This is a genomic window from Bordetella avium (genome assembly GCF_034424645.1).
GTDB lineage: Bacteria > Pseudomonadota > Gammaproteobacteria > Burkholderiales > Burkholderiaceae_B > Bordetella > Bordetella avium.
Genome location: NZ_CP139969.1, coordinates 1,811,943 through 1,833,479, shown reverse-complemented (window position 1 = coordinate 1,833,479; position 21,537 = coordinate 1,811,943). Strand labels below are relative to the sequence as shown.

Annotated in this window: 22 protein-coding genes; 6 read left to right on the top strand and 16 right to left on the bottom strand. The window is 61.2% G+C overall.

Annotated features, from left to right (window positions below):
* Positions 1-39 precede the first annotated feature (39 nt).
* The 3 genes from ugpA to U0029_RS08555 are packed head-to-tail and all read left to right on the top strand — an operon-like array spanning position 40 to position 2,932.
* Entirely contained in the window at positions 40-921 is an 882-nt protein-coding gene (ugpA, locus tag U0029_RS08565) for a sn-glycerol-3-phosphate ABC transporter permease UgpA (RefSeq protein ID WP_114852012.1), read from the top strand.
* Positions 922-948: 27 nt separating this feature from the next.
* Entirely contained in the window at positions 949-1,800 is an 852-nt protein-coding gene (gene ugpE / locus U0029_RS08560; RefSeq protein WP_012417569.1) for a sn-glycerol-3-phosphate ABC transporter permease UgpE, read from the top strand.
* 46 nt (positions 1,801-1,846) lie between these two features.
* Complete coding sequence (locus U0029_RS08555; protein ID WP_114852011.1) at positions 1,847-2,932, top strand: sn-glycerol-3-phosphate import ATP-binding protein UgpC; 1,086 nt, start codon at positions 1,847-1,849, stop codon at positions 2,930-2,932.
* 85 nt (positions 2,933-3,017) lie between these two features.
* On the opposite strand, the gene U0029_RS08550 is transcribed toward U0029_RS08555, so the two are convergent.
* Positions 3,018-4,139, bottom strand: a complete 1,122-nt coding sequence (locus U0029_RS08550; protein WP_114852010.1) for a branched-chain amino acid ABC transporter substrate-binding protein — start codon at positions 4,137-4,139, stop codon at positions 3,018-3,020.
* A 187-nt stretch (positions 4,140-4,326) separates the two neighbouring features.
* Here U0029_RS08550 and U0029_RS08545 point away from each other — a divergent pair, with 187 nt between their 5' ends.
* Complete coding sequence (locus tag U0029_RS08545) at positions 4,327-4,935, top strand: RBBP9/YdeN family alpha/beta hydrolase (protein WP_114852040.1); 609 nt, start codon at positions 4,327-4,329, stop codon at positions 4,933-4,935.
* 4 nt (positions 4,936-4,939) lie between these two features.
* On the opposite strand, the gene U0029_RS08540 is transcribed toward U0029_RS08545, so the two are convergent.
* From U0029_RS08540 to U0029_RS08485, 12 genes are all read right to left on the bottom strand, one after another.
* Positions 4,940-5,440: a Dps family protein gene (locus tag U0029_RS08540; RefSeq protein WP_012417573.1), complete on the bottom strand. Its 501-nt coding sequence runs from the start codon at positions 5,438-5,440 to the stop codon at positions 4,940-4,942.
* Between the two features lie 66 nt (positions 5,441-5,506).
* Entirely contained in the window at positions 5,507-5,923 is a 417-nt protein-coding gene (locus U0029_RS08535; protein ID WP_012417574.1) for a hypothetical protein, read from the bottom strand.
* Entirely contained in the window at positions 5,920-7,533 is a 1,614-nt protein-coding gene (locus U0029_RS08530) for a GMC family oxidoreductase (RefSeq protein ID WP_114852009.1), read from the bottom strand. Before U0029_RS08530 ends, U0029_RS08535 begins: the two co-directional genes overlap by 4 nt.
* A complete protein-coding gene (locus U0029_RS08525) occupies positions 7,530-9,020 on the bottom strand; it encodes an aldehyde dehydrogenase family protein (RefSeq protein WP_114852008.1) in 1,491 nt (496 codons plus the stop codon). The genes U0029_RS08530 and U0029_RS08525 overlap by 4 nt, the downstream gene beginning before the upstream one ends.
* Positions 9,021-9,033: 13 nt before the next feature.
* Positions 9,034-10,047 (bottom strand): ABC transporter substrate-binding protein, encoded by a 1,014-nt coding sequence (locus U0029_RS08520; RefSeq protein WP_114852007.1) that lies wholly within the window; start codon positions 10,045-10,047, stop codon positions 9,034-9,036.
* A gap of 26 nt (positions 10,048-10,073) precedes the next feature.
* Positions 10,074-10,862 (bottom strand): ABC transporter permease, encoded by a 789-nt coding sequence (locus U0029_RS08515; protein ID WP_249037540.1) that lies wholly within the window; start codon positions 10,860-10,862, stop codon positions 10,074-10,076.
* A 17-nt stretch (positions 10,863-10,879) separates the two neighbouring features.
* On the bottom strand, positions 10,880-11,698 hold the full coding sequence (locus U0029_RS08510; protein WP_236824151.1) for an ABC transporter ATP-binding protein: 819 nt from the start codon (positions 11,696-11,698) through the stop codon (positions 10,880-10,882).
* Positions 11,699-11,706: 8 nt separating this feature from the next.
* Positions 11,707-12,309, bottom strand: a complete 603-nt coding sequence (locus U0029_RS08505) for a glutathione S-transferase family protein (protein WP_114852004.1) — start codon at positions 12,307-12,309, stop codon at positions 11,707-11,709.
* A 39-nt stretch (positions 12,310-12,348) separates the two neighbouring features.
* Entirely contained in the window at positions 12,349-12,726 is a 378-nt protein-coding gene (locus tag U0029_RS08500) for a RidA family protein (RefSeq protein WP_114852003.1), read from the bottom strand.
* Between the two features lie 2 nt (positions 12,727-12,728).
* A complete protein-coding gene (locus U0029_RS08495) occupies positions 12,729-13,865 on the bottom strand; it encodes an LVIVD repeat-containing protein (RefSeq protein ID WP_012417582.1) in 1,137 nt (378 codons plus the stop codon).
* 12 nt (positions 13,866-13,877) lie between these two features.
* Complete coding sequence (locus U0029_RS08490) at positions 13,878-14,720, bottom strand: cupin domain-containing protein (protein WP_211308642.1); 843 nt, start codon at positions 14,718-14,720, stop codon at positions 13,878-13,880.
* Between the two features lie 6 nt (positions 14,721-14,726).
* Positions 14,727-14,999, bottom strand: coding sequence for a hypothetical protein (locus tag U0029_RS08485; RefSeq protein WP_211308641.1), 273 nt, complete (start codon positions 14,997-14,999; stop codon positions 14,727-14,729).
* Positions 15,000-15,262: 263 nt separating this feature from the next.
* On the opposite strand from U0029_RS08485, the gene U0029_RS08480 reads away from it, so the two are divergent.
* A complete protein-coding gene (locus U0029_RS08480; protein ID WP_012417584.1) occupies positions 15,263-15,934 on the top strand; it encodes a FadR/GntR family transcriptional regulator in 672 nt (223 codons plus the stop codon).
* 2 nt (positions 15,935-15,936) lie between these two features.
* Here U0029_RS08480 and U0029_RS08475 read toward each other — a convergent pair whose 3' ends face one another.
* On the bottom strand, positions 15,937-17,442 hold the full coding sequence (locus tag U0029_RS08475; protein ID WP_114852001.1) for a CoA-acylating methylmalonate-semialdehyde dehydrogenase: 1,506 nt from the start codon (positions 17,440-17,442) through the stop codon (positions 15,937-15,939).
* Between the two features lie 140 nt (positions 17,443-17,582).
* Between U0029_RS08475 and U0029_RS08470 the strand changes: the two genes are divergently transcribed.
* Positions 17,583-18,536, top strand: a complete 954-nt coding sequence (locus U0029_RS08470; RefSeq protein ID WP_012417586.1) for a LysR family transcriptional regulator — start codon at positions 17,583-17,585, stop codon at positions 18,534-18,536.
* On the opposite strand, the gene U0029_RS08465 is transcribed toward U0029_RS08470, so the two are convergent.
* Both U0029_RS08465 and recG read right to left on the bottom strand, forming a co-directional pair.
* Positions 18,458-19,423, bottom strand: a complete 966-nt coding sequence (locus U0029_RS08465) for a LysR substrate-binding domain-containing protein (RefSeq protein WP_012417587.1) — start codon at positions 19,421-19,423, stop codon at positions 18,458-18,460. The two genes, U0029_RS08470 and U0029_RS08465, sit on opposite strands and share 79 nt — an antisense overlap.
* Before the next feature lie 55 nt (positions 19,424-19,478).
* Entirely contained in the window at positions 19,479-21,533 is a 2,055-nt protein-coding gene (recG, locus tag U0029_RS08460; RefSeq protein WP_115600727.1) for an ATP-dependent DNA helicase RecG, read from the bottom strand.
* Positions 21,534-21,537 lie beyond the last annotated feature (4 nt).

The window sequence follows — 21,537 nt, the reverse complement described above, 5'->3', positions numbered from 1 at the left end:
TTGCAATTCGCGGCTTTGCCGCTCTTCTCGTCCAGCCCCATGGAAAAACGTGTCGTATTCGGCCACAAGACGCTGCCCTATCTGCTGCTCGCCCCGCAGCTAATCATCACGCTGATCTTCTTCTTCCTGCCTGCCGGGCAGGCGATGTGGCAATCCCTGCGTCTCGAAGACGCGTTTGGCCTGTCATCCGAATTTGTCGGACTGGACAATTTCGCCGAACTCTTTTCTCAACCGTCCTATCTTGATTCCTTCAAGGTGACGGCGGTGTTTTCCATCCTGGTCGCTTCCGTGGGGCTGTCGGTCTCGCTGCTGCTGGCCGTGATGGCTGACCGCGTGATTCGCGGCGCAGGTCTGTACAAAACCCTGCTGATCTGGCCTTATGCCGTCGCTCCTGCCGTCGTCGGCGTGCTGTGGCTGTTCATGTTCTCTCCCTCGGTTGGCGTACTGGCCGTCGCCTTGACCAATCTGGGCGTGAACTGGAACCCCCGCCTCAACGGCAACCAGGCCATGCTACTGGTGCTGATTGCTGCCGTCTGGAAGCAGATTTCCTATAACTTCCTGTTCTTTTTGGCCGGCCTGCAATCGATCCCGCGCTCGCTGATCGAAGCCGCAGCGATTGACGGCGCCTCTCCGGTGCGCCGTTTCTGGTCTATCGTCTTCCCGCTATTGTCGCCCACCACCTTCTTCCTGCTGGTGGTCAACATCATCTACGCCTTCTTCGACACCTTCGCCGTGGTGGACACCACGACCCAGGGGGGCCCAGGCACGTCAACGGCGATTCTGGTCTACAAGGTGTATAGCGATGGCTTCCGAGGCCTGGACTTGGGCTCATCCGCCGCGCAATCCGTCGTGCTGATGCTCATCGTGATCGGCCTGACGGTAGTGCAGTTCCGCTATATCGACCGCAAAGTGCAGTACTGATTTTCGAATACAAGGTTAGCAACCATCATGGTAGAACGCCGTCCTTGGCTAGACGCTCTGGCCCACATCATCCTGCTCTGCGGGGTGATGCTGGTCGCCTTCCCGATTTACGTCACCTTCGTGGCGTCCACCCAAACCGCGCAGGAAGTGGCTTCCGCGCCCATGTCGCTTTTGCCAGGTAAGCATTTCGTCGACAACTACATGCAGGCGCTGTTCGCCGGCTCCGGCGGTGGCTCGCATGGTGCGCCGGTCGGCCGCATGATGTATGTCAGCCTCATCATGGCGCTGGGCATCGCCCTGGGCAAAATCGCCATTTCGCTACTGTCGGCCTTCGCGGTGGTGTATTTCCGCTTTCCTGGCCGCATGTTGTGCTTCTGGATGATCTTCGTCACCCTGATGCTGCCGGTCGAGGTCCGCATCGCGCCGACCTATAAGGTCGTGGCCGACCTCGGGCTGCTTAATAGCTACGCCGGGCTGACGCTGCCGCTGATTGCTTCGGCGACGGCAACCTTTTTGTTCCGGCAGTTTTTCCTGACCGTGCCCGACGAGCTGATCGAAGCCGCCCGCATCGATGGCGCAGGCCCTGTGCGTTTCTTTTTCGATGTGCTGCTGCCGCTGGCGCGCACCAGCATCGCCGCTCTCTTCGTCATCCAGTTCATCTATGGCTGGAACCAGTATCTCTGGCCCCTGCTCGTGACGACCCAGGAAGACATGTACCCTGTGGTGATCGGCATCAAGCGCATGATCAGCGGCGGTGACAGCGTGACCGAATGGAACATCACCATGGCGACTGCCATACTGGCCATGATCCCGCCCGTTCTGGTCGTGATCCTGATGCAGAAATGGTTCGTCAAGGGCCTGGTAGACACCGAAAAGTGACCGGCGCCCCGCCCTTCCGACAAGATATCGCAGACGAATAATCCGTATGACTACCCTAAGCTTCCGCAATCTCAAGAAAACCTATGCCGGCAATGTGCCGGTGATCCATGGCATCGACATGGAAATCAAGGATGGCGAGTTCATCGTCATCGTCGGCCCCTCCGGCTGCGGCAAATCGACACTGATGCGCATGGTCGCAGGCCTGGAAACCGTGACCAGCGGCGAAATTCTGATCGACGACAAACCGGTCAATGATCTGGAGCCCGCCGAACGCGATATCGCGATGGTGTTCCAGAACTACGCGCTGTATCCGCACATGAGCGTGTTCGAGAACATGGCCTATGGCCTGAAGATCCGCAAAGTGCCCAAGGCCGAAATTCAGAAACGCGTCGAAGAGGCCGCGCAGATTCTCGAACTGGGCAAGCTGCTCGACCGTCGCCCGCGTCAACTCTCGGGCGGCCAGCGCCAGCGGGTCGCCATGGGCCGCGCCATCGTGCGTGAGCCCAAGGTCTTCCTGTTCGATGAGCCGCTGTCCAACCTGGACGCCAAGCTGCGCGTAGCGATGCGCCTGGAAATCCTCAAGCTGCACCGCCGCCTGCACACCACCAGCCTCTACGTGACCCACGACCAGGTAGAGGCCATGACGCTGGCCCATCGCATGGTCGTCATGTATCAGGGTGTGCCGGAACAGATCGGCACCCCGATGGAGGTGTTCGAAAAGCCGGCATCCACATTTGTTGCCGGCTTTATCGGCTCGCCGCCGATGAACCTCATCGAGGTGGACGTCGCGGGAGACGGCACCATGACCGCCGAAGGCATGCCGCTGCAAATTTCCCCGCTGCAAGTCCCGTCGGCCGTGCGTGGCCGCAAGATCATCATGGGCCTGCGCCCCGAGCACATGCTGCTCAATGCCGAAGGCATCCCGGTCGAGATCGAGATGATCGAAACCCTGGGTTCGGAACAACTGGTCCATGGCCGCCGCGGCAAACACATGCTGGTCGTGCGCTGCACCACCCGCCAGTTATCGGAATCCACAGTCAAAGTCGGCGACACGATGAACATCGGTCCCGATGGCCGCCACGACCTGCACTGGTTCGAGCCCGATACAGGCCGCCGCGTCCAGGGCCTCTGACACCCTGCCGCCATTGCGACGCTGCGCAAAGGCGGCGCCAGAAACCACAAAGCCGCCCTATCATCGGGCGGCTTTGTGATTTGGCTTACTTGAACACGCTCTTGCTGCCGTCCTTGTGCCAGGTGTAGACCTGGAATTCAAAGTCGGTCAGGTCGCCCTGTTTGTTCCAGGCGGTTTTGCCGATCGGCGTTTCAATGGCATTGGCGTGCAAATACTTGGCCACCTTGGCGGGATCGGTGCTGCCGGCGCCCTTGATGCCATCGGCAATCGCCTGCGTGGCGGCGTAGGCCGTCAATTGGAAGGCGCCGCTCGGGTTACGCTTTTTGTCCTGGAACGCCTTCACAATGGAGGCATTGGCGGGGTTTTGAGTGAAGTCAGCCGGCAGGGTCAACAGCATGCCTTCGACGGCGTCACCGGCAATGGCGTTGATATCCGGATTACCGACGCCTTCCGGGCCCATGAAGCGGGTCTTGACGCCCTGCTCCGCCGCCTGGCGCAGCAAGAGACCCATTTCAGGGTGATAGCCGCCGAAATACACGAAATCAATACCGTTGCTCTTGAGCTTGGTAATGACGGCCGAGTAGTCGCTGTCGCCGGCATTGATGCCCTCGAACACCGGCACCTTCACGCCGCCCTTTTCGAGGTCATTTTTGACGGCGGTGGCAATGCCCTGCCCATATGACTGCTTGTCATGCAGCACCGCGACACGCTGGGGTTTGATTTTTTCCAGAATGAACTTGGCGGCAGCCGGACCTTGCTGGTCGTCGCGGCCGATGGTGCGGAAAATGAACTCGTAGCCTTTGCCATCGGTCACGGCCGGGGAGGTCGCCGACGGGGTGATCATCACCACGCCCTCATTGTTGTAGATCTCGGTCGCGGCGATCGTCGCGCCCGAGCACACATGGCCCACGACAAAACCAATCTTGGCATTGACGACGCGGTTAGCCGCCACCGGGCCCTGCTTGGGCTCGCAGCCGTCGTCGATCACGACCGCTTCAAGCTTCTGACCGTTAACGCCACCGGCGGCATTGATCTGCTCGATCGCCGTGTTGACCCCTTCGCGCACCATGTCGCCATACTGGGTCACGGGGCCCGTCGTTGGGCCGACCACGCCGATCTTGATATTCTCTGCCTGGGCGCCAGCGGCAAGACCCAAAGCCAGACCGCAGGCGGCCAGAATCGGGGTCAAACGAAATGGTGTGTTCATGGGGCTACTCCTTTCAGTGGCGTATTGTCGTTGATATACCGGCGGGCGCCAGCCCGCGCTTTTTCGCAGGGCAAGCATAACCGAAGGCTTGCGCCTTAAGCATACGGGGCATCTATACGGATGGCGATATATGCAATTGCCCATATATTCGTTGGGGCTGGATAGCCTGACAGGCAATATAGCCAGCATGAGACTCCAACCCATCATCATCCCCGGGTGGAAAGACTCCGGCCCCGGACACTGGCAGACCCTTTGGGCGGATAGCCTGCCTCATGCGCGCCGCTTATCGCAGCGCGACTGGCAGAATCCTGATCGGAATGCGTGGATCGCCGCACTCTCGACCGCCGTGAACGAGGCGACCGCGCCCGTCATGTTGATCGCACACAGCCTGGGCTGCCTGGTGGCTGCCGCGCTGCCGCCAGCCCTGCACCCGCGGGTGGCGGGTGCATTGCTCGTCGCGCCCGCAGACGTCGAGCGGCCAGACGTTCCAGATTGCCTGCGGGATTTTGCACCCGTGCCGCGCCAGCCTCTGCCTTTCCAGAGCGTCGTTGTCGCCAGCGACAACGACGCCTATTGCTCTCTGGTAAGAGCGCAAGCCTTCGCCCAGGATTGGGGCAGCCGCTTTGTGATCCTAAGTGAAGCGGGTCACATCAATGCGGAGAGCGGCCTGGGCAATTGGCCACAAGGCCTGAAGATTTTGGGCGCGCTGCGCCGCCGCTCAGTCTGGCGGGTGTCGCCACCCATCCAACGCGTCCCGCCCGTGCCAGCGCTAAGCGATAGCTTGCGGCCTGCTTGAAACATCACTCCAACAGGCTGCGCAGCATCCAGGCATTTTTTTCGTGCACATCCAGACGCTGCGTCAGCAAATCGGCAGTCGGCTGGTCATTGGCGGCATCGGCCTGTTCAAACGCGGCGCGGGCCGTTTTGGCGACCGCCTCATTGCCCTTGACCAGCAGACGCACCATTTCCATAGCCTCGGGGACTTCGGAAGGCTCTTCGATGGAAGTCAGCTTGCCATACTCGCGATAGGTGCCCGGCGCATAATGACCTAGGGCGCGAATACGTTCTGCGATGGCGTCGAGCGCGCCCCACTCTTCGGTGTACTGGCCCATAAACATGGTGTGCAGGGTATTGAACAAGGGGCCTGTCACATTCCAGTGGAAGTTGTGGGTCATCAGATAGAGCGAGTACGAATCTGCCAGCAACTTGGAAAGTTCAGCGGCAACGGCGGCGCGATCTTTGTCAGAAATACCGATATTGATACGCGGCGCGGTGCTGCTGTTTTTGGTCGATTTTGCCATGTCATGCTCCTTGCGACGGAAACAGTTTAAGAATACCACTGAGTACAGCTAGCTGGGCAGTCGCACTTAGCAGCAATCACAAAGCAGTTCGTCGTTGATGACATTACGTGGCCTGGCTCCCAAGCGGCCGAAGCCGAAAGCGGCCAGCACGTCCTGGCAGACCTCCATCGCCTGAGCTTCGTCCTCGACGTCGCTTACCTTAGGCCAGGTCACGAGAACTCGTCGTCGGCGCATATCGTCCAAAAAGGCAGCCGGCACGCTATCGCCCACCACGGTCACCGACTGCACCCCGACCGGCACACGTCCATGACATAAGCCCGTCAGGATGCCAGACGACACAATGAGCGCTGCGGTGTCGTCGGGAAGACATTCATCCGCCGCCCGGCATTCAACGGCGAAAAAGTCATCCAGGCGTTCATGAGCCGCAGCGGCCAGGGGCAAAAGACTGACACAGCGGTGCCGTTGCAAGGCAAGCCCGATCATGCGTGCGCCTCCCGTATCCAGTCGGCGGCACGCTCGGCCAACATCAGCACCGGGGCATTGATATTGCCCGAAGTCAGATCCGGCATGACTGAAGCATCCACAATCCGCAGGCCCTCGAGGCCCAGACAACGCATACGGCTATCCACCACGGCCTGCGCATCCGTCTCAGCCCCCATGCGGCAGGTCCCTCCGGGATGGTGCACGGTGATGGCCGTGCGTCGGATAAAGGCGTCCAGCGCCGCGTCGTCTTCCGTCGCCGTCCCTGGCAGCAGTTCGGCCGCGACATAATCGCCCAGCGCCGGCTGGCGCAGTAAGTCGCGAGCGATACGCACCGAGTCCCTCACCCGCTCACGATCCAAAGGACTGGCCAGAAAATTCTGGTCGATACGCGGCGCCGCCAGCGGGTCCGCGCTCGCCACCGTAATGCGTCCCCGGCTGTGAGGGTGTAAGAGCACGGTGCGCACGGCAAAGCCGTCGTCAAACGGCTTGCGCAGGGGCGGCAACCAGGGATGCGCATTAAAAGGCGCCGCGGTCAGCAAAAACTGCAAATCCGGCGTCTCGGCCCCCTCTTGTTGTACAAAACCCACCACGCCGCCGGGGACATCGCCGGCGAAACCTTCGCCGCCCAGATAGGCCCGGGCCATAGAAAGCCCTATCCGATCGGCGCGCAGCGCCCGAACAAAAGGTCCCGCCTCGCGCCGCCGCGCGGTCACAATCACCGAGATATGGTCTTGAAGATTGGCCCCCACGCCCGGCCGATCCAAGCGCAGACCAATACCGGCGGCCTCAAGCACCTTGGCCGGCCCGATCCCGGAGTGCATCAGGATGGCCGGGGTGTTGATCGCACCCGCGGATAGAATCACCTCGCAGACAGCGTGCGCTTTATGCTCGCGCCCGCCCTGCAGGTAGCGCAGACCCGTCACGCGCTCGCCTGCGAATTCCAGACCCAGCACATGAGCGCCGGTCTCCACCCTCAGATTGGGACGCGCCAGCGCAGGACGCAAGTAAGCCGTGGCAGCACTGCAACGTCGCCCGCGCCGTATCGACATCTGCAAACGAGAAAACCCGCCCTGCGGCTGCGCGTTATAGTCCTCCAGCCAGGGATGTCCCGCCTGTCGGCTCGCCAGGGCGAAGGCGTCCAGCAAGCTATCCTCGTAGCGGCAACGCTGCACGCGCAGCGGTCCGCCCGCGCCACGCGCCTCGTTACCGCCCTCCTCCCAATCCTCCAGCCGGCGAAAATAGGGCAACGTTTGCGCAAAGCGCCATTCGGGCAATTGATAATCGCGCGCCCAGCGCGCGAAATCCCCTGGATGGCCCCTCACGAAGGCCATGGCATTGGTGGAGGAGCTTCCGCCGACCACCTTGCCTCGGGCGCACTCGATGGCCCGCCCGTCCGCGTGTTCGGCGGGCTCGGCGTCATAGCCCCAATCGTGCAAGCGCTTCTGCAATATCTTTCCCCAACCCAAGGGGATATGGATCAAGGGATCGCGATCCCAGGGCCCCGCCTCCAATAGCAGGACACGCGCCTGACCGCCAGCGCTGAGGCGATTGGCCAGCACACAGCCGGCCGACCCGGCCCCTACGATGATGAAGTCATACTCCGCTGTCATTGCCTGCCCACCTGCCGTAGGTTCACATGTACGTTTTTTTCTCGGGTAAACGACAGCATTTCGCCGAAGCATTCATCGCGGCCGATGCCGGATTGCCTGACGCCGCCATAGGGAGCACCGAGAAAATGCTTGCCCACTTCGTTGATCCAAACGAAGCCGGCGTCAATCTCGCGGGCAAGGCGGTGAGCCCGCGCCAGATCGGTCGTCCAGATGGCCGCCGTCAGCCCGACATCCAAAGCCTGGATCTCGGCCAGCAGGGTGGCTTCGTCATCCCAGGGAAGAATCGCCAGCACGGGTCCGAACAATTCTTCACGGGCTAAGGCAGAGTGGGCGGCCACATCGCAGAACACGGTCGGTTCCAGATAGTGCCCTCCCGGCGGCACCCCCATTTGCGGGATGCCCCCGCCATAGAGCAGGCGCGCGCCAGCAGTGCGCGCTTCATCAATGGCTTTTTTGACTCGGTCGCGGTGCTGCGCGCTGATCATGGCGCCCATGGTGGTAGCCGGGTCTGTCGGGTCGCCCGGCACATAGGCGGCGCAAGCCTGCGCCACCTGTTCGCAGACCTCGTCATAGATCGCCCGATGAACAAAGGCGCGGCTGGTCGAGCCGCAGGACTGTCCGCACCAGGTGAAATTCATGCCATCGACAATGGCGCGCGCCGCCAGCACCGGATCGACGTCTGCGCAGGCGACAAAAGGATTCTTGCCTCCCAGCTCGAGGGCAAGGGGTTTGATGCGGTCGGCGGCGGCCTGCATGACCTTGCGTCCCGTGTCGATGCTTCCTACCAGCCCGATCATGTCCACATCGGCGCTGGCCGCCAGCGCGGCGCCAGCCGGCCCGTCGCCAGGCAGGATGGACAGCACACCGGGCGGCAATAAATCACCGATCAGTTCCGCACAGCGCAGCGCCGACAAGGGCGCCTGCGCCGGCGGCTTAATGATGACCGCATTACCGGCCGCCAAGGGAGCAGCCAGCTTGCCCATTGCAAAAAGCAAGGGATGATTAAAGGCCACGATACGGGCGACCACGCCGACGGGTTCGCGCTCGGTATAGTTTAGCGCCTCATGGCCCATGGGAATGGTGTCACCCTTGAGTTCCGTGACCAGGCCTGCGAAGAAGTCCATCAGCGCGGCGGCGACCATGACGTCTGACCCCATCTCACTCACCGGGTTGCCACAGTCCAGAGCGTCGAGCAGCGCCAGTTCTGCCGCATGCTCGCGCAGACGCTGGCCAATTCTGCGCAGCGCCGCCGCACGCGCCAGCGGCGGCGTCTTGCGCCAAATCTGGAAGCCCTCCCGGGCGGCCTTCGTCGCCAAGGCCACATCTTCGGCCGTGGCCTTGGCCACACGTGTCAGCCGCTCACCTGTGCCAGGCGCTTCAACCTCTAACCAACCGTCCGCCACCGGACGGTGCCAGCCTCCACCATAAAAAAGATCGGTGTGCGCGGGCAGGACAACCGGACCCGACGCCGTATCGTGCGTATGCATTCCCGACTCCCTCTTAACGCTTGATAGGCTGGGCCTGTTCGAGAAAACGCATGTCATAGCCTTTACTGTCGTCAAAAGATGGCGCCAGCGCACCCTGCTCCTTGTACAGCGCCGCCGTCGACTTCCACAGCCCGTCATTGATCCAGCCCAGGCCATGCCGGGCGGTGTCATCGCTAAAGAAGGTGAAGTCCAGATCGGCCTGCAATTGGGCGACCAGCATGTCTTTCTTGTCCTTGTACTCGGGGTTGTATTTGATGAGCACCTCGGCGGCGCCCTGGGGATCATTAACCACGTCGGCAAAACCCTTGATATATGCGGCTACGAAGCGCCGCACCAGATCGGGCCGCTGGGCGACTGTTTTGTCGGAGGTAAACATGCCCGAACCATAGCTCTGTATGCCCAGGTCCGCGCCATGCAGCACCGACAAAGAACCCGGCCCCCCAGCTTTGCGCTCCAGCTCTGGCACCTCGGCATCGATATAACCCGGCACCACGTTCACCCGGTTTAGCAACAGAAAATTCTCATAGGGTGGCGCCACCGTGGACTGCTTAATATCGTTGAGCGAGAGCCCGTTTTTAGCGAGTGCCGCCTTCAAAAAAATATAGGTCGAACCAGCGGGATGCACCCCGACATTGGCGCCCTTGAGCTGTTGCACATTCTGGAGGTCAAAGTTTTTTTTGACGGAAATAATGGCCAGCGGCGTTTTCTGGTTGACGGCCACCAGCGCCGTATTGGCCACACCCTGAGTACGTCCCACCATCAATGTGGGCAGATCCGAAAAGCCGAAATCCGCATTGCCATTGGCCACGAGACGCAAAGCATCGGTCGAACCCGTGCCCTTGCGTATTGCGGCCACATCGATCCCCTGCGCGTCGAAATACCCTTTGTCCTTGGCGACAAAGAACGGCGCGTGGTTGCCGCGCACCACCCAATCCAGTTGCACCGACACCGGGTCTTTGGCCTGCGCCATACCCGCCACCAGGCTCAACGCGCCCGCCAAGGCAATTTTTTTCCATCGTTTGAACATTTTTTTCCCCTTTTTAATGAGTAAGGTCAATGCACTGCCCAAGCCAGAAAGCGCGCCTCGAGCAATTCGATGATGTAGTAAAAAACCACGCCCAACACTGACACTTGCACCAGGGCCGCAAACACCAGCGCGGTGTCCATCTGACTCGATGCGAACTGGATCATGTAACCCAATCCGGCCGAAGCGCCCACAAACTCCCCCACGATGGCCCCAATCACGCTGAGCGTGATCGCCACTTTCATGCCTGCCATCAGTGCCGGGAGCGATGCAGGAATCTTCACCCGCGCCAGCACCTGATTCGGCGTCGCGCCGATGGACTGAAGCAGGGACACGAGATTGGCGTCGGCCGCCCGCAGCCCGACCAGCATGTTCAATGTCACGGGAAAGAAAGCCCTGATCACGATCAGGGCAACTTTGGGCAGCAGGTCATACCCAAACCACAGGATGAGCAGCGGCGCCAAGGCAATCTTAGGCACGTTCTGAAACAGCACAATGAGCGGATAGCTCGCGCGGCCAAACCAAGCGAATCTGTCCACCAGTAGCGCGACCGCGATGCCCACGATGCACGAGTAAACAAAACCGTAGAGAATCTCGGCCCCGGTCACCAAGGAGGCTTGCATCAGCTCTGCCTGACGCTCCAGCAGCACAGCGAAGATGCTGGACGGCGCGGGCAAGACGAAGGCAGACACGTCCAGAACCCACACGCAGACCTCCCAGACCGCCAGGATAAGCACGACCAGCATGATGCTGGGCGTGGCCGCGCGCAGGGCCTGAGACAACCGCCCTGCGGGCACCATGGTGGAATGATTTTTCATGGTTGTGCTGGTATCCATCATGCGTGGCCCTGTGCGTGTCCGGCCTTGAGCAGCTGTCGCAACTCAAAGGACTTTTGATGAAAGATCGGATCGGAAAAGGTCGATTCGTTTTTAGGCTGCGGCAAACCAATCTCCAGGCGCTGGACGATACGGGCCGGGTTGGTCGCCATGACATACACGCTGTCCGAGAGATAGACCGCCTCGTCAATGGAGTGCGTCACAAAAACAATGGTCTTGCCCGTGCGCCGCCATATATCGAGCAGAAAATCACTCATGGTCTCGCGCGTAATGGCGTCCAAAGCGCCAAAGGGCTCGTCCATCATCAATACTTCCGGGTCTAGCGCCAGCGCGCGGGCAATCGACACCCGCTGGCGCATGCCGCCGGAGAGTTGCTTGGGATACCGATCTGCGGCGTACTCCAGCCCCACCAGACTCAGCATCTCACGCCCCCGGCGCTGGATCTCTTGCTTGGGGCGAGCATGGACAAGCTCCATGAGCGAACACACATTCTCCAATGCGGTTTTCCAGGGCATCAGCGCCGCTTCCTGAAAAACCATGCCCACTCGGCGCTGGCGCACTGCCTCGGCCGGCCGGACTCCCGCTACGGAAACCTCTCCCGCGGTCGGCGGCACCAATCCGGCGAAGACCTTGAGCAAGGTGCTCTTGCCGCAGCCGGAGGGCCCGATGATGGACGTGAAGGAACCCTTGGCAATTTCCACATCAATGCCTTGCAGCACGCGCACGCGGCCGGCACGGGTATCGAAGTCGACATTCAGCCCCTGAGCCCGTATCTGCGCGCCAACAACCGGCGCGACGGGATTCGCAAGCGTCGCCATAGCCTGCCTCAACCCGCAGCTACAGCGGCGGCAAAGGCTGGCCTTTGCTCGATACGGTCCATCCATTGGCGCAAATGCGGCAGCGAGGGCTTGGCATGCGGAAACTTCAGACAGCGCCGCACCAGCGGCGCCAGACAAATATCCGCCAGCGAAAAGGACTCGCCCGCCATCCAGACCTTGTCAGCGAGATGCGCATCCAGTAGCGAGAGTTCGGCCGTCAGCAGCTTGGTGGCCGTCTCGCTGAGCTCCTGCGGCGGCAGTTTGGCTTCTTTGAAGCCAGCAAGATAGGCCACGTTCAATGAAGCCAGCGTCCAGTCCATCCAACGCTCGACCTGACTGCGCGCGACCGGCTGCTCTGGGTAGAGGTTGACAGCCTGCTTGATATTCGCCACGTAGCGAAGAATGGTGTGAGACTCCCAGATATACGACTGGCCATCGCGCAAGGTGGGCACCTTCTGCGTCGGATTCAGCGCCTTGTACTGTGGCGTGAGCGTCGTACCCTCGAAGGTCTTGCCGTAATCGAAGCGCTTGTACTCCGCCCCCAACTCTTCCAGCAGGAACAACACTTTCTGCACATTGCCCGAGGTGGCACGTCCCAAAACTTCCAACATGATCAAACTCCCTTGAAATATCGTTATCGCCGCCGTGCTTTACAGCGGCTTATAGGCAATGCATTCGATCTCGATCTTGGTATCGATGACGGCTCGCGCCTCTACCGTGGTGCGCGCCAACATGCCATCGGGAAAAAACGTCTTGAACACGCCGTTATAGCGGCCGAAATCCCGCGCATCTTCAAGATAGGTCGTGACCTTGACCACATCGCTCAACTCGCAACCGGCTTCTTGCAACACACGGCGCATCGCTTCGATCGTGACCTGCGTCAGGTGCTCTATGGTTCCATCCACCATGGCGCCGTTCTCGTCTTTGGCCACCTGGCCGGAAACAAAGACACAATCGCCGGCACGCACCGCAGGATGAAACGGCAGATTCGGGTTCTTCTTGCCAAAGGCTTGCTGGGCATAGCTCATGTTCAGGCTCCGTAGACAGTGCTTTCAATGATGTCCAGACCGCGCTGGCGGTCCAGCAGATAGATCAGGCCCCGATCGTCGGTGGTCACGTCGTTGGATGAGGCGCGCTCGCAGCCCGATGGCGGGTCGGGTTCGTAGTAACCGACCTCTCGCGGACGGAAGGGATCGCTGATATCCACTAAGCGCAGCCCTTTTGCGAACCACGCAAAGGGCAAGACCGTGCCGCTGAACTTCTCCGCAGGCTGATGGCAACCCGACATGGCTTCTCGCGGCTGCCCGTCAGGGTCAACGCCCTCGACTTGGAAGGTGGAAATGGGCATAGGCTGGTGCTCATCCGTGATGTCGAACAGCCAGGTAAACGCGGGCGGCGATGGTCGCAACTTCGCCACATCTTCGTCCGCAACGACCAGGACCTTACGACCCTTGAGCAGACCAGGGATGGGCAGTGCCGTATGGGTCGGGTGAGGATGGGCCGGCCCCGTATTGAACTGCGACACCAATTTGGGCCGCGACATATCCTCGATGTCGAGGATGAACATCCCGTGATGCCAATACGACACGTAAAGGCGGTTGCCCATGCGCAGGGGATGGTGGCAACGCGGCGGCACATAGTTGTCCCAAGGATAAATCTCGCCCCCGTCCACATGCTGCCCAGGTATCCACCAGCGGCCCACCTCCTCGGGCCGGGCCGGATCTTTCAAGTCGAGGATCTTGACGATGTTGCCGACATAGCCGGGGGCTGTTGGCGAGATATAGGCATAGCGGCCATCGAAGTCATAGCGATGGACACCCCCGCCCTGTGTGCCGGTCTTCCAATGGGTGATCAGCCGTGGCTTTTCAGGGCGGCTCACGTCGTAGATACCCAGCCCCCCGCCGAAATCGTCCGCGCCGCTGCGGAACTTCTCGTAGTTGACGATCATCAGGCCATCCTGAGACCTCACTTTATGGGAGTGCCAGCCCATCGGCACTTCCAGCGAAGCCAGCAGGCGCGGCCTGCGCGGATCGGCAACGTCATAAATCGAAGTGCCATAGGGCGGGCGCATATGGGAGACGAACATTGTCCTTCCCTCGACCCAGACCTGTCCGCCGCCCTCGCAATCGATATGGGCAAGCAGGGAGGTGTTCCATTGTTTAGCCAAGTTCCAACTCCCTCAAACCAGCTCGATCAGATCACCCTGGGGCGTGCGCGACCATTGGTGAAACAGCCCCATGGCGCGCATGACGGGCTCGTCACTGGCAATAAAGAGGATCAGCGGCTCGCTCGCATCATTGCGATAACGCACCCAGTTTTCGCTGGGCACGGCAACGGTGTCGAAAGGTTCAAGCGGATAAGTCTGCTCGCCCACTGTCATCGTGCCGCTACCGGAAAAAGGCGACACCAGTAAATTAGCGGTCTGCTTCAGGGGCAGCGTGGTTTCGCCGGGACGCACCATCTGCATGAAAAAGGTCATGGTGCGATACACCGGACCGCCGCGCAGCGGGTGGGTATACTCGATCAGCACCCCCTCATGCGGCGACTCGTCCCAGTCACGAAAGCGGTGCAGCAGTTCACGCATGGCCTCGTAGCAGTAGACGAACATGGGCGAGGAGTCGCCGCCGCCCCGGCGATGATCCAGAAAACGGGGCGTCAGACCGCCGATTCCGTAGACCATGCGTGAATACTCGGTCTGAAAACGCGCGCTTTGCTTGCGCACCACTTCGCCGTTTTCTTGGTAGTCATGCTGGAAAGACAAGGCATTGAGGTTCTCGACTAGGGGATAGTCCAGCACCGACAGATTGACGGCGGGCTCATTGCCCAGATTGCCATGGTTGTGCCAGGTGTCCCTCGGCGTGAGCACCATATCGCCAGGCAAAAAAGTGATGTCCTCGCCCTCGACGCCAGTGAAATTCTGCTTGCCGGTCAGCCCAAAGCGCACCGCGCTCGCCGTGTGGGCATGAGGCGGCATGAGTTCGTTGGGATCGTTCTGCCGGTAGGCGGTGTAGAGCGTGGACACCGTCGCTCACCGGGGCGCGAGACCAGGGTTGATCAGTATGAGCGAGCGCCGGTCCGTATTTTCCGTGGAGATCAGGCGTGCGGATTGCGCCAACAAGGGCTGGATATCATCGCGATAAGACCATCGGTGGACAACGGGTTGGGACCCATTCATCAACTGCTTGATGTCGTCGTGCTCTTGGTCTTCACGCGCCCAGAACGGGAACATGTTTTTACGCTCGATTTCGCCATACATCGACTGGAGTTCCGCCGTGCGGCTAGTCGTCGTGCTCGCTTGCATGAGATTCCCCTTGTTTGGTTATTTCCATTCAACGGGGAAAATCTAATAACAACCAATGGTTGTGTAAACATGATTATGGGTTGTTTATGGAAAACCCCTAATTAAACTGATAACTATAGATATAAACTATATTTATCTATTTAAAATCAACAAGATATACAACATCAACCATTAACAACCAATAAACAACCAATACGGGTTTACGATATTGCCCAAAACCTCTTTGGCCATAATAAGATGTAAAAAACAGGAGACGGCGCGACATGCCACGTACCAGGCAACCCGAGGTTTCGAACGATGTAGCGCGGCTGATCACTCAAGTCCGCGCCATGATCGGCAAAGGTGAGGAGTTGCCCCCCGAGCGGGAGTTGGCAGACCTATTGAATGTCAACCGGCATCGCTTGCGTCTGGCGCTGGAAACCATGCGGGAAGCCGCGGAGCTGCCGCGGCCCGTCATTCGGCGCAATGACAGCCCGGTGCTCAAAAGCGATGTCGTGGTGCAAGGCACCAATGCGCTCGAAGTGGTCGAGCTACGCATGGTGCTGGAGCCTGCGATTGCACGGCTGGCGGCCGTCCGGGCTTCGCCGGTACAGATCGCTAAAATCCAGGAAGCCGCCACCACGCCCCGTGGCGTGACGCGCACCATAGGCGATATTGCCTTCCATAAATTACTTGCGGATAGTTCAGGCAACCAACTGGCGGCGAGTCTGTACGCGTTTTTGCGGCGTGTCGGCGCAGATCATCGCCTGCATGTGCCCTCGGTCAGCGAAATCACGCGCGAGCGCATACAACAGCGCGATGCAGAACACCGCGCCATCGCCGAAGCCATCGCCGCCCGCTCGCCCGATGCGGCCGAGCAGGCCATGCGCCAACATCTACGGCGCGTGCAGCGTGAGATCGCCGACCGCTTGAGCCCTCTGGCGGCGTCGGCCTGATCTCAACCTGAACGGGGCATCGTGAGCGACAGGCCGGCAGCCTGAGCCGCCCATCGTTGCATCACGCTTTTCTGACGGGTATAGAAGCGCACCCCTTCTTCGCCATAGACATGCAAATCGCCGAATAATGACTGTTTCCAGCCGCCAAAACCCTGCCACGAAGCCGGCACCGGTATCGGCACGTTGACACCCACCATGCCGACTTCGATGCCTTGCGCGAAGGTGTGCGCAGCCGTGCCGCTGTCGGTATAGAGGCTCACACCATTGGCGAACTCATGTGAGTTAATGAGGCGGATGGCCTCCTGCAAACTATCAACATGCAGGCAGGACAGCACCGGGCCAAAGATCTCCTCGCGGTAGATACGCATCGAAGGCTGAACCGAATCAAACACCGTGGGGCCTAGCCAATAGCCATTTTCGCAGCCCGGGCCACAAGCGCGCCCATCGATGGCTCGACCATCAAGCAGCAAATCCGCCCCCTCAGCCATTCCGCAGGCAATGTAAGCCGCGATGCGATCACGCGCGGCCTCGCTGACGATCGGCCCCATGTCGGCATCTGGCTGTGTGCCTCGTGCGACTTTCAAAGCCCGCGCCCGGCTCAGGATCTGCGGCAATACCGCAGCGCCAGCCCCGCCCACGAACACCACGACAGAAGCCGCCATGCAGCGCTCTCCCGCGCTGCCAAACGCTGCGCCCACCACGGCATCCGCAGCCGCTTGCGGGTCGGCATCCGGCATGATCACCAAATGATTTTTAGCTCCGCCCAACGCCTGCACCCGTTTTCCCGCACGCGCCCCACGCTCATAGATTTTGCGGGCGATGGCAGTCGAACCCACGAAGGACAGGGCCTTGACATCAGGGTGGTCGAGCAATGCGTTGACGGCCTGCTCGCCGCCCTGAACGACACTGGCCAAACCGTCAGGCAGACCCGCTTCGCGCAGCAACGCCGCCAGCATGAGGGACGGCGAGGCATCCAGCGGGCTGGGCTTGAGCACAAAAGCGTTTCCCGTCACCAAGGCCACCGGCATCATCCAAAGCGGCACCATCACAGGAAAATTAAATGGGGTGACGCCCGCCACCACACCCAGCGGCTCACGCTGCACCCAGTTGTCGATGCCTCCGCCCACGTTGATCGACATCGCCCCCTTGAGCAGTTGGGGAGCGCCGCAGGCGAATTCGACCACCTCGATGCCCCGCATGACCTCCCCTTGGGCATCAGCATGCACCTTGCCGTGCTCTCGCGTGATGAGGCGCGCCAACTCCTCTTTATTGCGCTCGAGCAGACCCAGAAAACGCGTCAGCACTCGCGCCCGATGCAAGGGACTTTTCGCGGCCCAGGCAGGCTGCGCCGCACAGGCAGCGGCCACCGCCCGGTCAACGGCGCCCGCCCCGCCCATATCCACCTCGGCGACCACTTCAGCCGTGGCGGGATCATGAATAGACTGGTGGCCATGTTCTGCGTCGACTTCGGGCCGGCCATTGATCCAGTGTGTAACCTGAGCATCCATATTGCGCTCCCCTGTTCATAGGAAAACGTCAGTCTAGGTAAAGACCGCCTCGCCACATATCCCTTATAGTTAGACAGACTGTTTAATTAAATAAACAATTTATGCACTCCCTCCCTCTCGAGCATTTGGCAGATCTGAAAATGCTGACCGTGCTGGCGGACACCCGCAGCTTCACCGCCGCCGCGCAACGCCTGGGTGTTTCCAAGTCCTTGATCAGCCTGCGCATGAAGGCCTTGGAACAAGCGCTGGGAGTGAGCCTGCTGTTGCGCACGACGCGATCCGTACGCCCCACGGAGGCGGGGGCATTGCTGATCGACCGCTCCCGCCCTGCCCTGGACACGCTGGAAGCGAGCTTTGGAGAGGTGCGCAACCTTACCCGGGCGCCGCGCGGGCGCTTGCGGCTGACCGCACCCGTGGCGCTGGGACGCCAGCATCTGGGGCCGCTGCTGGCCCGGCTGGGGCATGCCTATCCCGATATCGCGCTCGAGGTTTATCTATCTGATCGTTTCGTGAATCTGAGGCAGGAGGGCTATGACTTCGCCTTGCGCCATGCGGATCAGGTGTCCGACGCCTATGTGAGCAAACGGCTGTGCGCCACCCGCGCCTATTTGGTTGCCAGCCCGGAATATCTGGCGCGTCAGGGACGCCCCACGCACCCCTCGGAACTGAGCCGCCACCGCTGCCTGCTTTATCGCGGCGACGAGCGTAATCCGCAGTGGTCGTTCTCACCGCGCCATGGACGCGGCGCCGCCGTGCATGTCAAACCCACGGGCAGCCTGACCATCAACAACAGCGAACTGCTGCGCGAGAGCGCAGGCAATGGACTGGGAATCGCGATGGTGCCGGATTTCAGCCTGGGCGGTGAGCTGGAGGCCGTGCTGCCCGATTGGGACTGCTATGCCGGCTTTGGCCGCTCGCTCTACCTGCTCAAGCCGTTTTCCGCGACGCCCACTGAGGCCCATCGCCTGGTCGAGCAGGCACTGATCGATTACTTCCGACCAGGGTCCGCTGGTGCTCAGGCCAGCAAGGACTCGCCCTGGGATTGGGCGGCCTCGTCATCGAGCATGGTGACGCCTGGCAAGCCGCAAGCATAAACCGCCTGGGCCAGCGCCTCGACGGCCGCCATGCGCGGAAAACTGCGCCGCCACGCCAGCACGACGCGCCGCGTCGGGGCGGCGCCCTCAAAGGGCACATAAGTAATCAGGCTTTTGCTAGTGGCCTGTTCAGGAACCGCCGTAACCGGCAATACGGTCACGCCGATGCCGGCCGCCACCATATGCCGGATAGTTTCCAGCGACGAGCCTTCGAAAGTCCGCTGAATACCATCGCTCGTCGCCGCGAAACGCGACAGCTCCGGACAGACCTCCAGCACTTGATCGCGAAAACAATGGCCGCTGCCCAGCAGCAGCATGGTCTGCTGCTTGAGGTCTTGGGCATCGATGGACTGGCGCTGCGCCCACTCGTGATCGTTCGGCACGGCCACCAGGAAGGGCTCGTCGTAAAGCGGCTGCGTAACCAGGCCCGCCTCGGGCAAGGGCAAGGCCATGATGGCGCAATCGATCTCGCCTTGGCGCAGCAGCTCCACCAGCCTCACCGTGAAATTCTCTTGCAACAACAGCGGCATTTGCGGCGTACGCTCGATCTGCAATGGCACCAGACGCGGCAGCAAATAGGGGCCTATGGTGTGAATCACCCCCACTCGCAAGGGCCCGGCCAGCGGGTCATGGCCTTGCCGCGCAATCTCTTTGATGCTGGCGCTTTCCTCGAGCACCTTTTGGGCCTGCGCGACGATGCGCTGGCCTATGGGGGTAACGCCCACCTCGGAGCCACCCCGCTCGAACAGGGTGACACCCAGCTCGTCTTCCAGTTTGCGGATCGCAACCGACAGCGTCGGCTGACTGACGAAACAGGCTTCGGCGGCGCGGCCAAAATGACGCTCCCGCGCCACTGCCACGATGTATTTGAGTTCGGTCAGCGTCATCGTGTCCGTTCCTGAAAAAGGGCTCGCTTACCGCGACCCGCGTAAAAAAACGAAATCATGTTCTGAGAAAATCCTCGCGCCCACGCATCCAGCGCGCCAGATGCGCCTGCACTGCGCCGCCGTCATGCTGGCGCAGCCACGCCGCCGTGTCGCGCGCCGCCTCCGCCAGCTCAATGTCTTGATCGATATTGGCGAACCGCAAAAGCTCCATGCCCGACTGACGCGTGCCGAGAAACTCGCCTGGCCCCCGCAGTTCGAGATCACGGCGCGCGATCTCGAACCCATCGCTGGTCTCGAACATCGCGCGCAGCCGCTCGCGCGCAACCTGGGAGAGCGGGGTCTGGTAGAGCAGCACGCAAACCGATTCGGCCTCTCCCCGCCCCACCCGCCCACGCAACTGATGCAGTTGCGCCAGACCGAAGCGCTCCGCGTGTTCGATCACCATGAGCGAGGCGTTCGGCACGTCAACCCCGACTTCGATGACGGTGGTGGCGACCAGCAAATCGACATCGCCAGCGCGAAAAGCCTCCATGACCGCCGCTTTTTCGGTCTGCGGCAAACGGCCATGCACCAGGCCGACGCGCAGATCAGGCAGTTCAACTCGCATGGTTTCGTAAGTATCGACCGCCGTCTGTAATTGCAGGGCTTCGCTTTCTTCAACCAGCGGACAGACCCAATAAGCCTGCCGTCCGGCGCGTGCCGCCTGGGCAATATGCGCGATAAGCTCATCTCGCCGCCCCTCGGAGAGCAATTTGGTGAGGACAGGCGTGCGCCCAGGCGGAAGCTCGTCGATCACGGACACGTCGAGGTCCGCGAAAAAGGTCATCGCCAGAGTGCGGGGAATGGGCGTGGCGCTCATGCTGAGTTGATGCGGCACCACCCGGCCTTCGGCCTCCTCACCCTTGCGGCTGAGGGCCAGGCGCTGGCCAACCCCAAAGCGGTGTTGCTCATCCACGATGGACAAACCCAGCCGAGGGAAGTTCACGTGATCTTGGATGAGCGCCTGCGTGCCCACCACCAATTGCACCTCCCCTGCCTCGATCGCCTCCGCCGCCTTGCGGCGGTTCTTAAGGGTCAGGCTGCCGCTCAACCAGGCCACCGATACCCCCAGCGGTTCCAGCCAGGCGGCAAGCTTGCGGAAATGCTGCTCCGCCAGAATTTCGGTCGGCGCCATCAGCGCCACCTGAAAGCCATTCGCGATGGCCTGCGCCGCCGCAACCGCGGCCACAACCGTTTTGCCGCTGCCCACATCCCCTTGCAATAAGCGGTGCATGGGATAAGGCCGCGCCAGATCCGTAGCGATCTCGGCCACGACGCGCTGCTGCGCGCCGGTCAGGGTGAACGGCAAAGCCGCATACAAACGCGCCGTCAGGCCCGCCGGCTTGGTATCAGGCGCCATGCTGGGCGCGCGTTTGTCGTGGCGAGCCGCCCGGGCGGCGGCCAATGAGAGCTGCTGCGCCAACAACTCATCGAATTTGATGCGCCGCCAGGCGGGATGGGTGCGTTCGCTCAGGTCGCGCTCGGCGATACCGGGCGGTGGCGCATGCAAGAGGCGCACCGCTTCGTTGAAAGGCAGCAGCCCATAACGTTGACGCACCGCCTCAGGCAGGGTGTCATCCAGGGCCAGGCCCGCCAAGGCCTGCGTCACGGCGCGCCGCAGCACAGGCTGGGTCAGCCCGTCGGTGCTCGGGTATACCGGCGTGAGCGCGGTCGGCAATGCGCCATCGGCATTGCTCATGCGCGGATGCACCATCTCGCGCCCGAACATGCCGCCACGCACATCCCCTCGGGCGCGCAAGCGACGCCCTGAATTCAATTGTTTTTGCTGGCTGGGATAAAAGTTCAGCCAGCGCAGATGCAATTCTCCGCTATCGTCCGCGATAACGGCCGTCAATTGCCGCCGCGGACGATACAGCACGTCGGAACGCAGGATCTCTCCCTCGACCTGGGCCGGAAAACCGGGCCGTGTCTCTGCAATCGGGATGATCCGGGTTTCATCTTCATAGCGCAGCGGCAGATGCAGCACAAAATCCTCGGGCTCGACGAGACCGAGGTTGCGAAGACGGCGTTCGATCAGCGAACCGCGGTCCGCCTTGGCCGGTGCTGGCATGCCC

Bases quoted from the DNA above. Each gene is read 5' to 3' on its own strand.
- U0029_RS08555 (WP_114852011.1), top strand. From the start codon at position 1,847: ATGACTACCCTAAGCTTCCGCAATCTCAAGAAAACCTATGCCGGCAAT.
- U0029_RS08550 (WP_114852010.1), bottom strand. From the start codon at position 4,139: ATGAACACACCATTTCGTTTGACCCCGATTCTGGCCGCCTGCGGTCTG.
- ugpE (WP_012417569.1), top strand. From the start codon at position 949: ATGGTAGAACGCCGTCCTTGGCTAGACGCTCTGGCCCACATCATCCTG.
- U0029_RS08480 (WP_012417584.1), top strand. From the start codon at position 15,263: ATGCCACGTACCAGGCAACCCGAGGTTTCGAACGATGTAGCGCGGCTG.
- ugpA (WP_114852012.1), top strand. From the start codon at position 40: ATGGAAAAACGTGTCGTATTCGGCCACAAGACGCTGCCCTATCTGCTG.
- U0029_RS08525 (WP_114852008.1), bottom strand. From the start codon at position 9,020: ATGCATACGCACGATACGGCGTCGGGTCCGGTTGTCCTGCCCGCGCAC.
- U0029_RS08540 (WP_012417573.1), bottom strand. From the start codon at position 5,440: ATGGCAAAATCGACCAAAAACAGCAGCACCGCGCCGCGTATCAATATC.
- U0029_RS08530 (WP_114852009.1), bottom strand. From the start codon at position 7,533: ATGACAGCGGAGTATGACTTCATCATCGTAGGGGCCGGGTCGGCCGGC.
- U0029_RS08485 (WP_211308641.1), bottom strand. From the start codon at position 14,999: ATGCAAGCGAGCACGACGACTAGCCGCACGGCGGAACTCCAGTCGATG.
- U0029_RS08510 (WP_236824151.1), bottom strand. From the start codon at position 11,698: ATGGCGACGCTTGCGAATCCCGTCGCGCCGGTTGTTGGCGCGCAGATA.
- U0029_RS08465 (WP_012417587.1), bottom strand. From the start codon at position 19,423: ATGACGCTGACCGAACTCAAATACATCGTGGCAGTGGCGCGGGAGCGT.
- U0029_RS08535 (WP_012417574.1), bottom strand. From the start codon at position 5,923: ATGATCGGGCTTGCCTTGCAACGGCACCGCTGTGTCAGTCTTTTGCCC.
- U0029_RS08545 (WP_114852040.1), top strand. From the start codon at position 4,327: ATGAGACTCCAACCCATCATCATCCCCGGGTGGAAAGACTCCGGCCCC.
- recG (WP_115600727.1), bottom strand. From the start codon at position 21,533: ATGCCAGCACCGGCCAAGGCGGACCGCGGTTCGCTGATCGAACGCCGT.
- U0029_RS08475 (WP_114852001.1), bottom strand. From the start codon at position 17,442: ATGGATGCTCAGGTTACACACTGGATCAATGGCCGGCCCGAAGTCGAC.
- U0029_RS08515 (WP_249037540.1), bottom strand. From the start codon at position 10,862: ATGAAAAATCATTCCACCATGGTGCCCGCAGGGCGGTTGTCTCAGGCC.
- U0029_RS08500 (WP_114852003.1), bottom strand. From the start codon at position 12,726: ATGAGCTATGCCCAGCAAGCCTTTGGCAAGAAGAACCCGAATCTGCCG.
- U0029_RS08470 (WP_012417586.1), top strand. From the start codon at position 17,583: ATGCTGACCGTGCTGGCGGACACCCGCAGCTTCACCGCCGCCGCGCAA.
- U0029_RS08520 (WP_114852007.1), bottom strand. From the start codon at position 10,047: ATGTTCAAACGATGGAAAAAAATTGCCTTGGCGGGCGCGTTGAGCCTG.
- U0029_RS08505 (WP_114852004.1), bottom strand. From the start codon at position 12,309: ATGTTGGAAGTTTTGGGACGTGCCACCTCGGGCAATGTGCAGAAAGTG.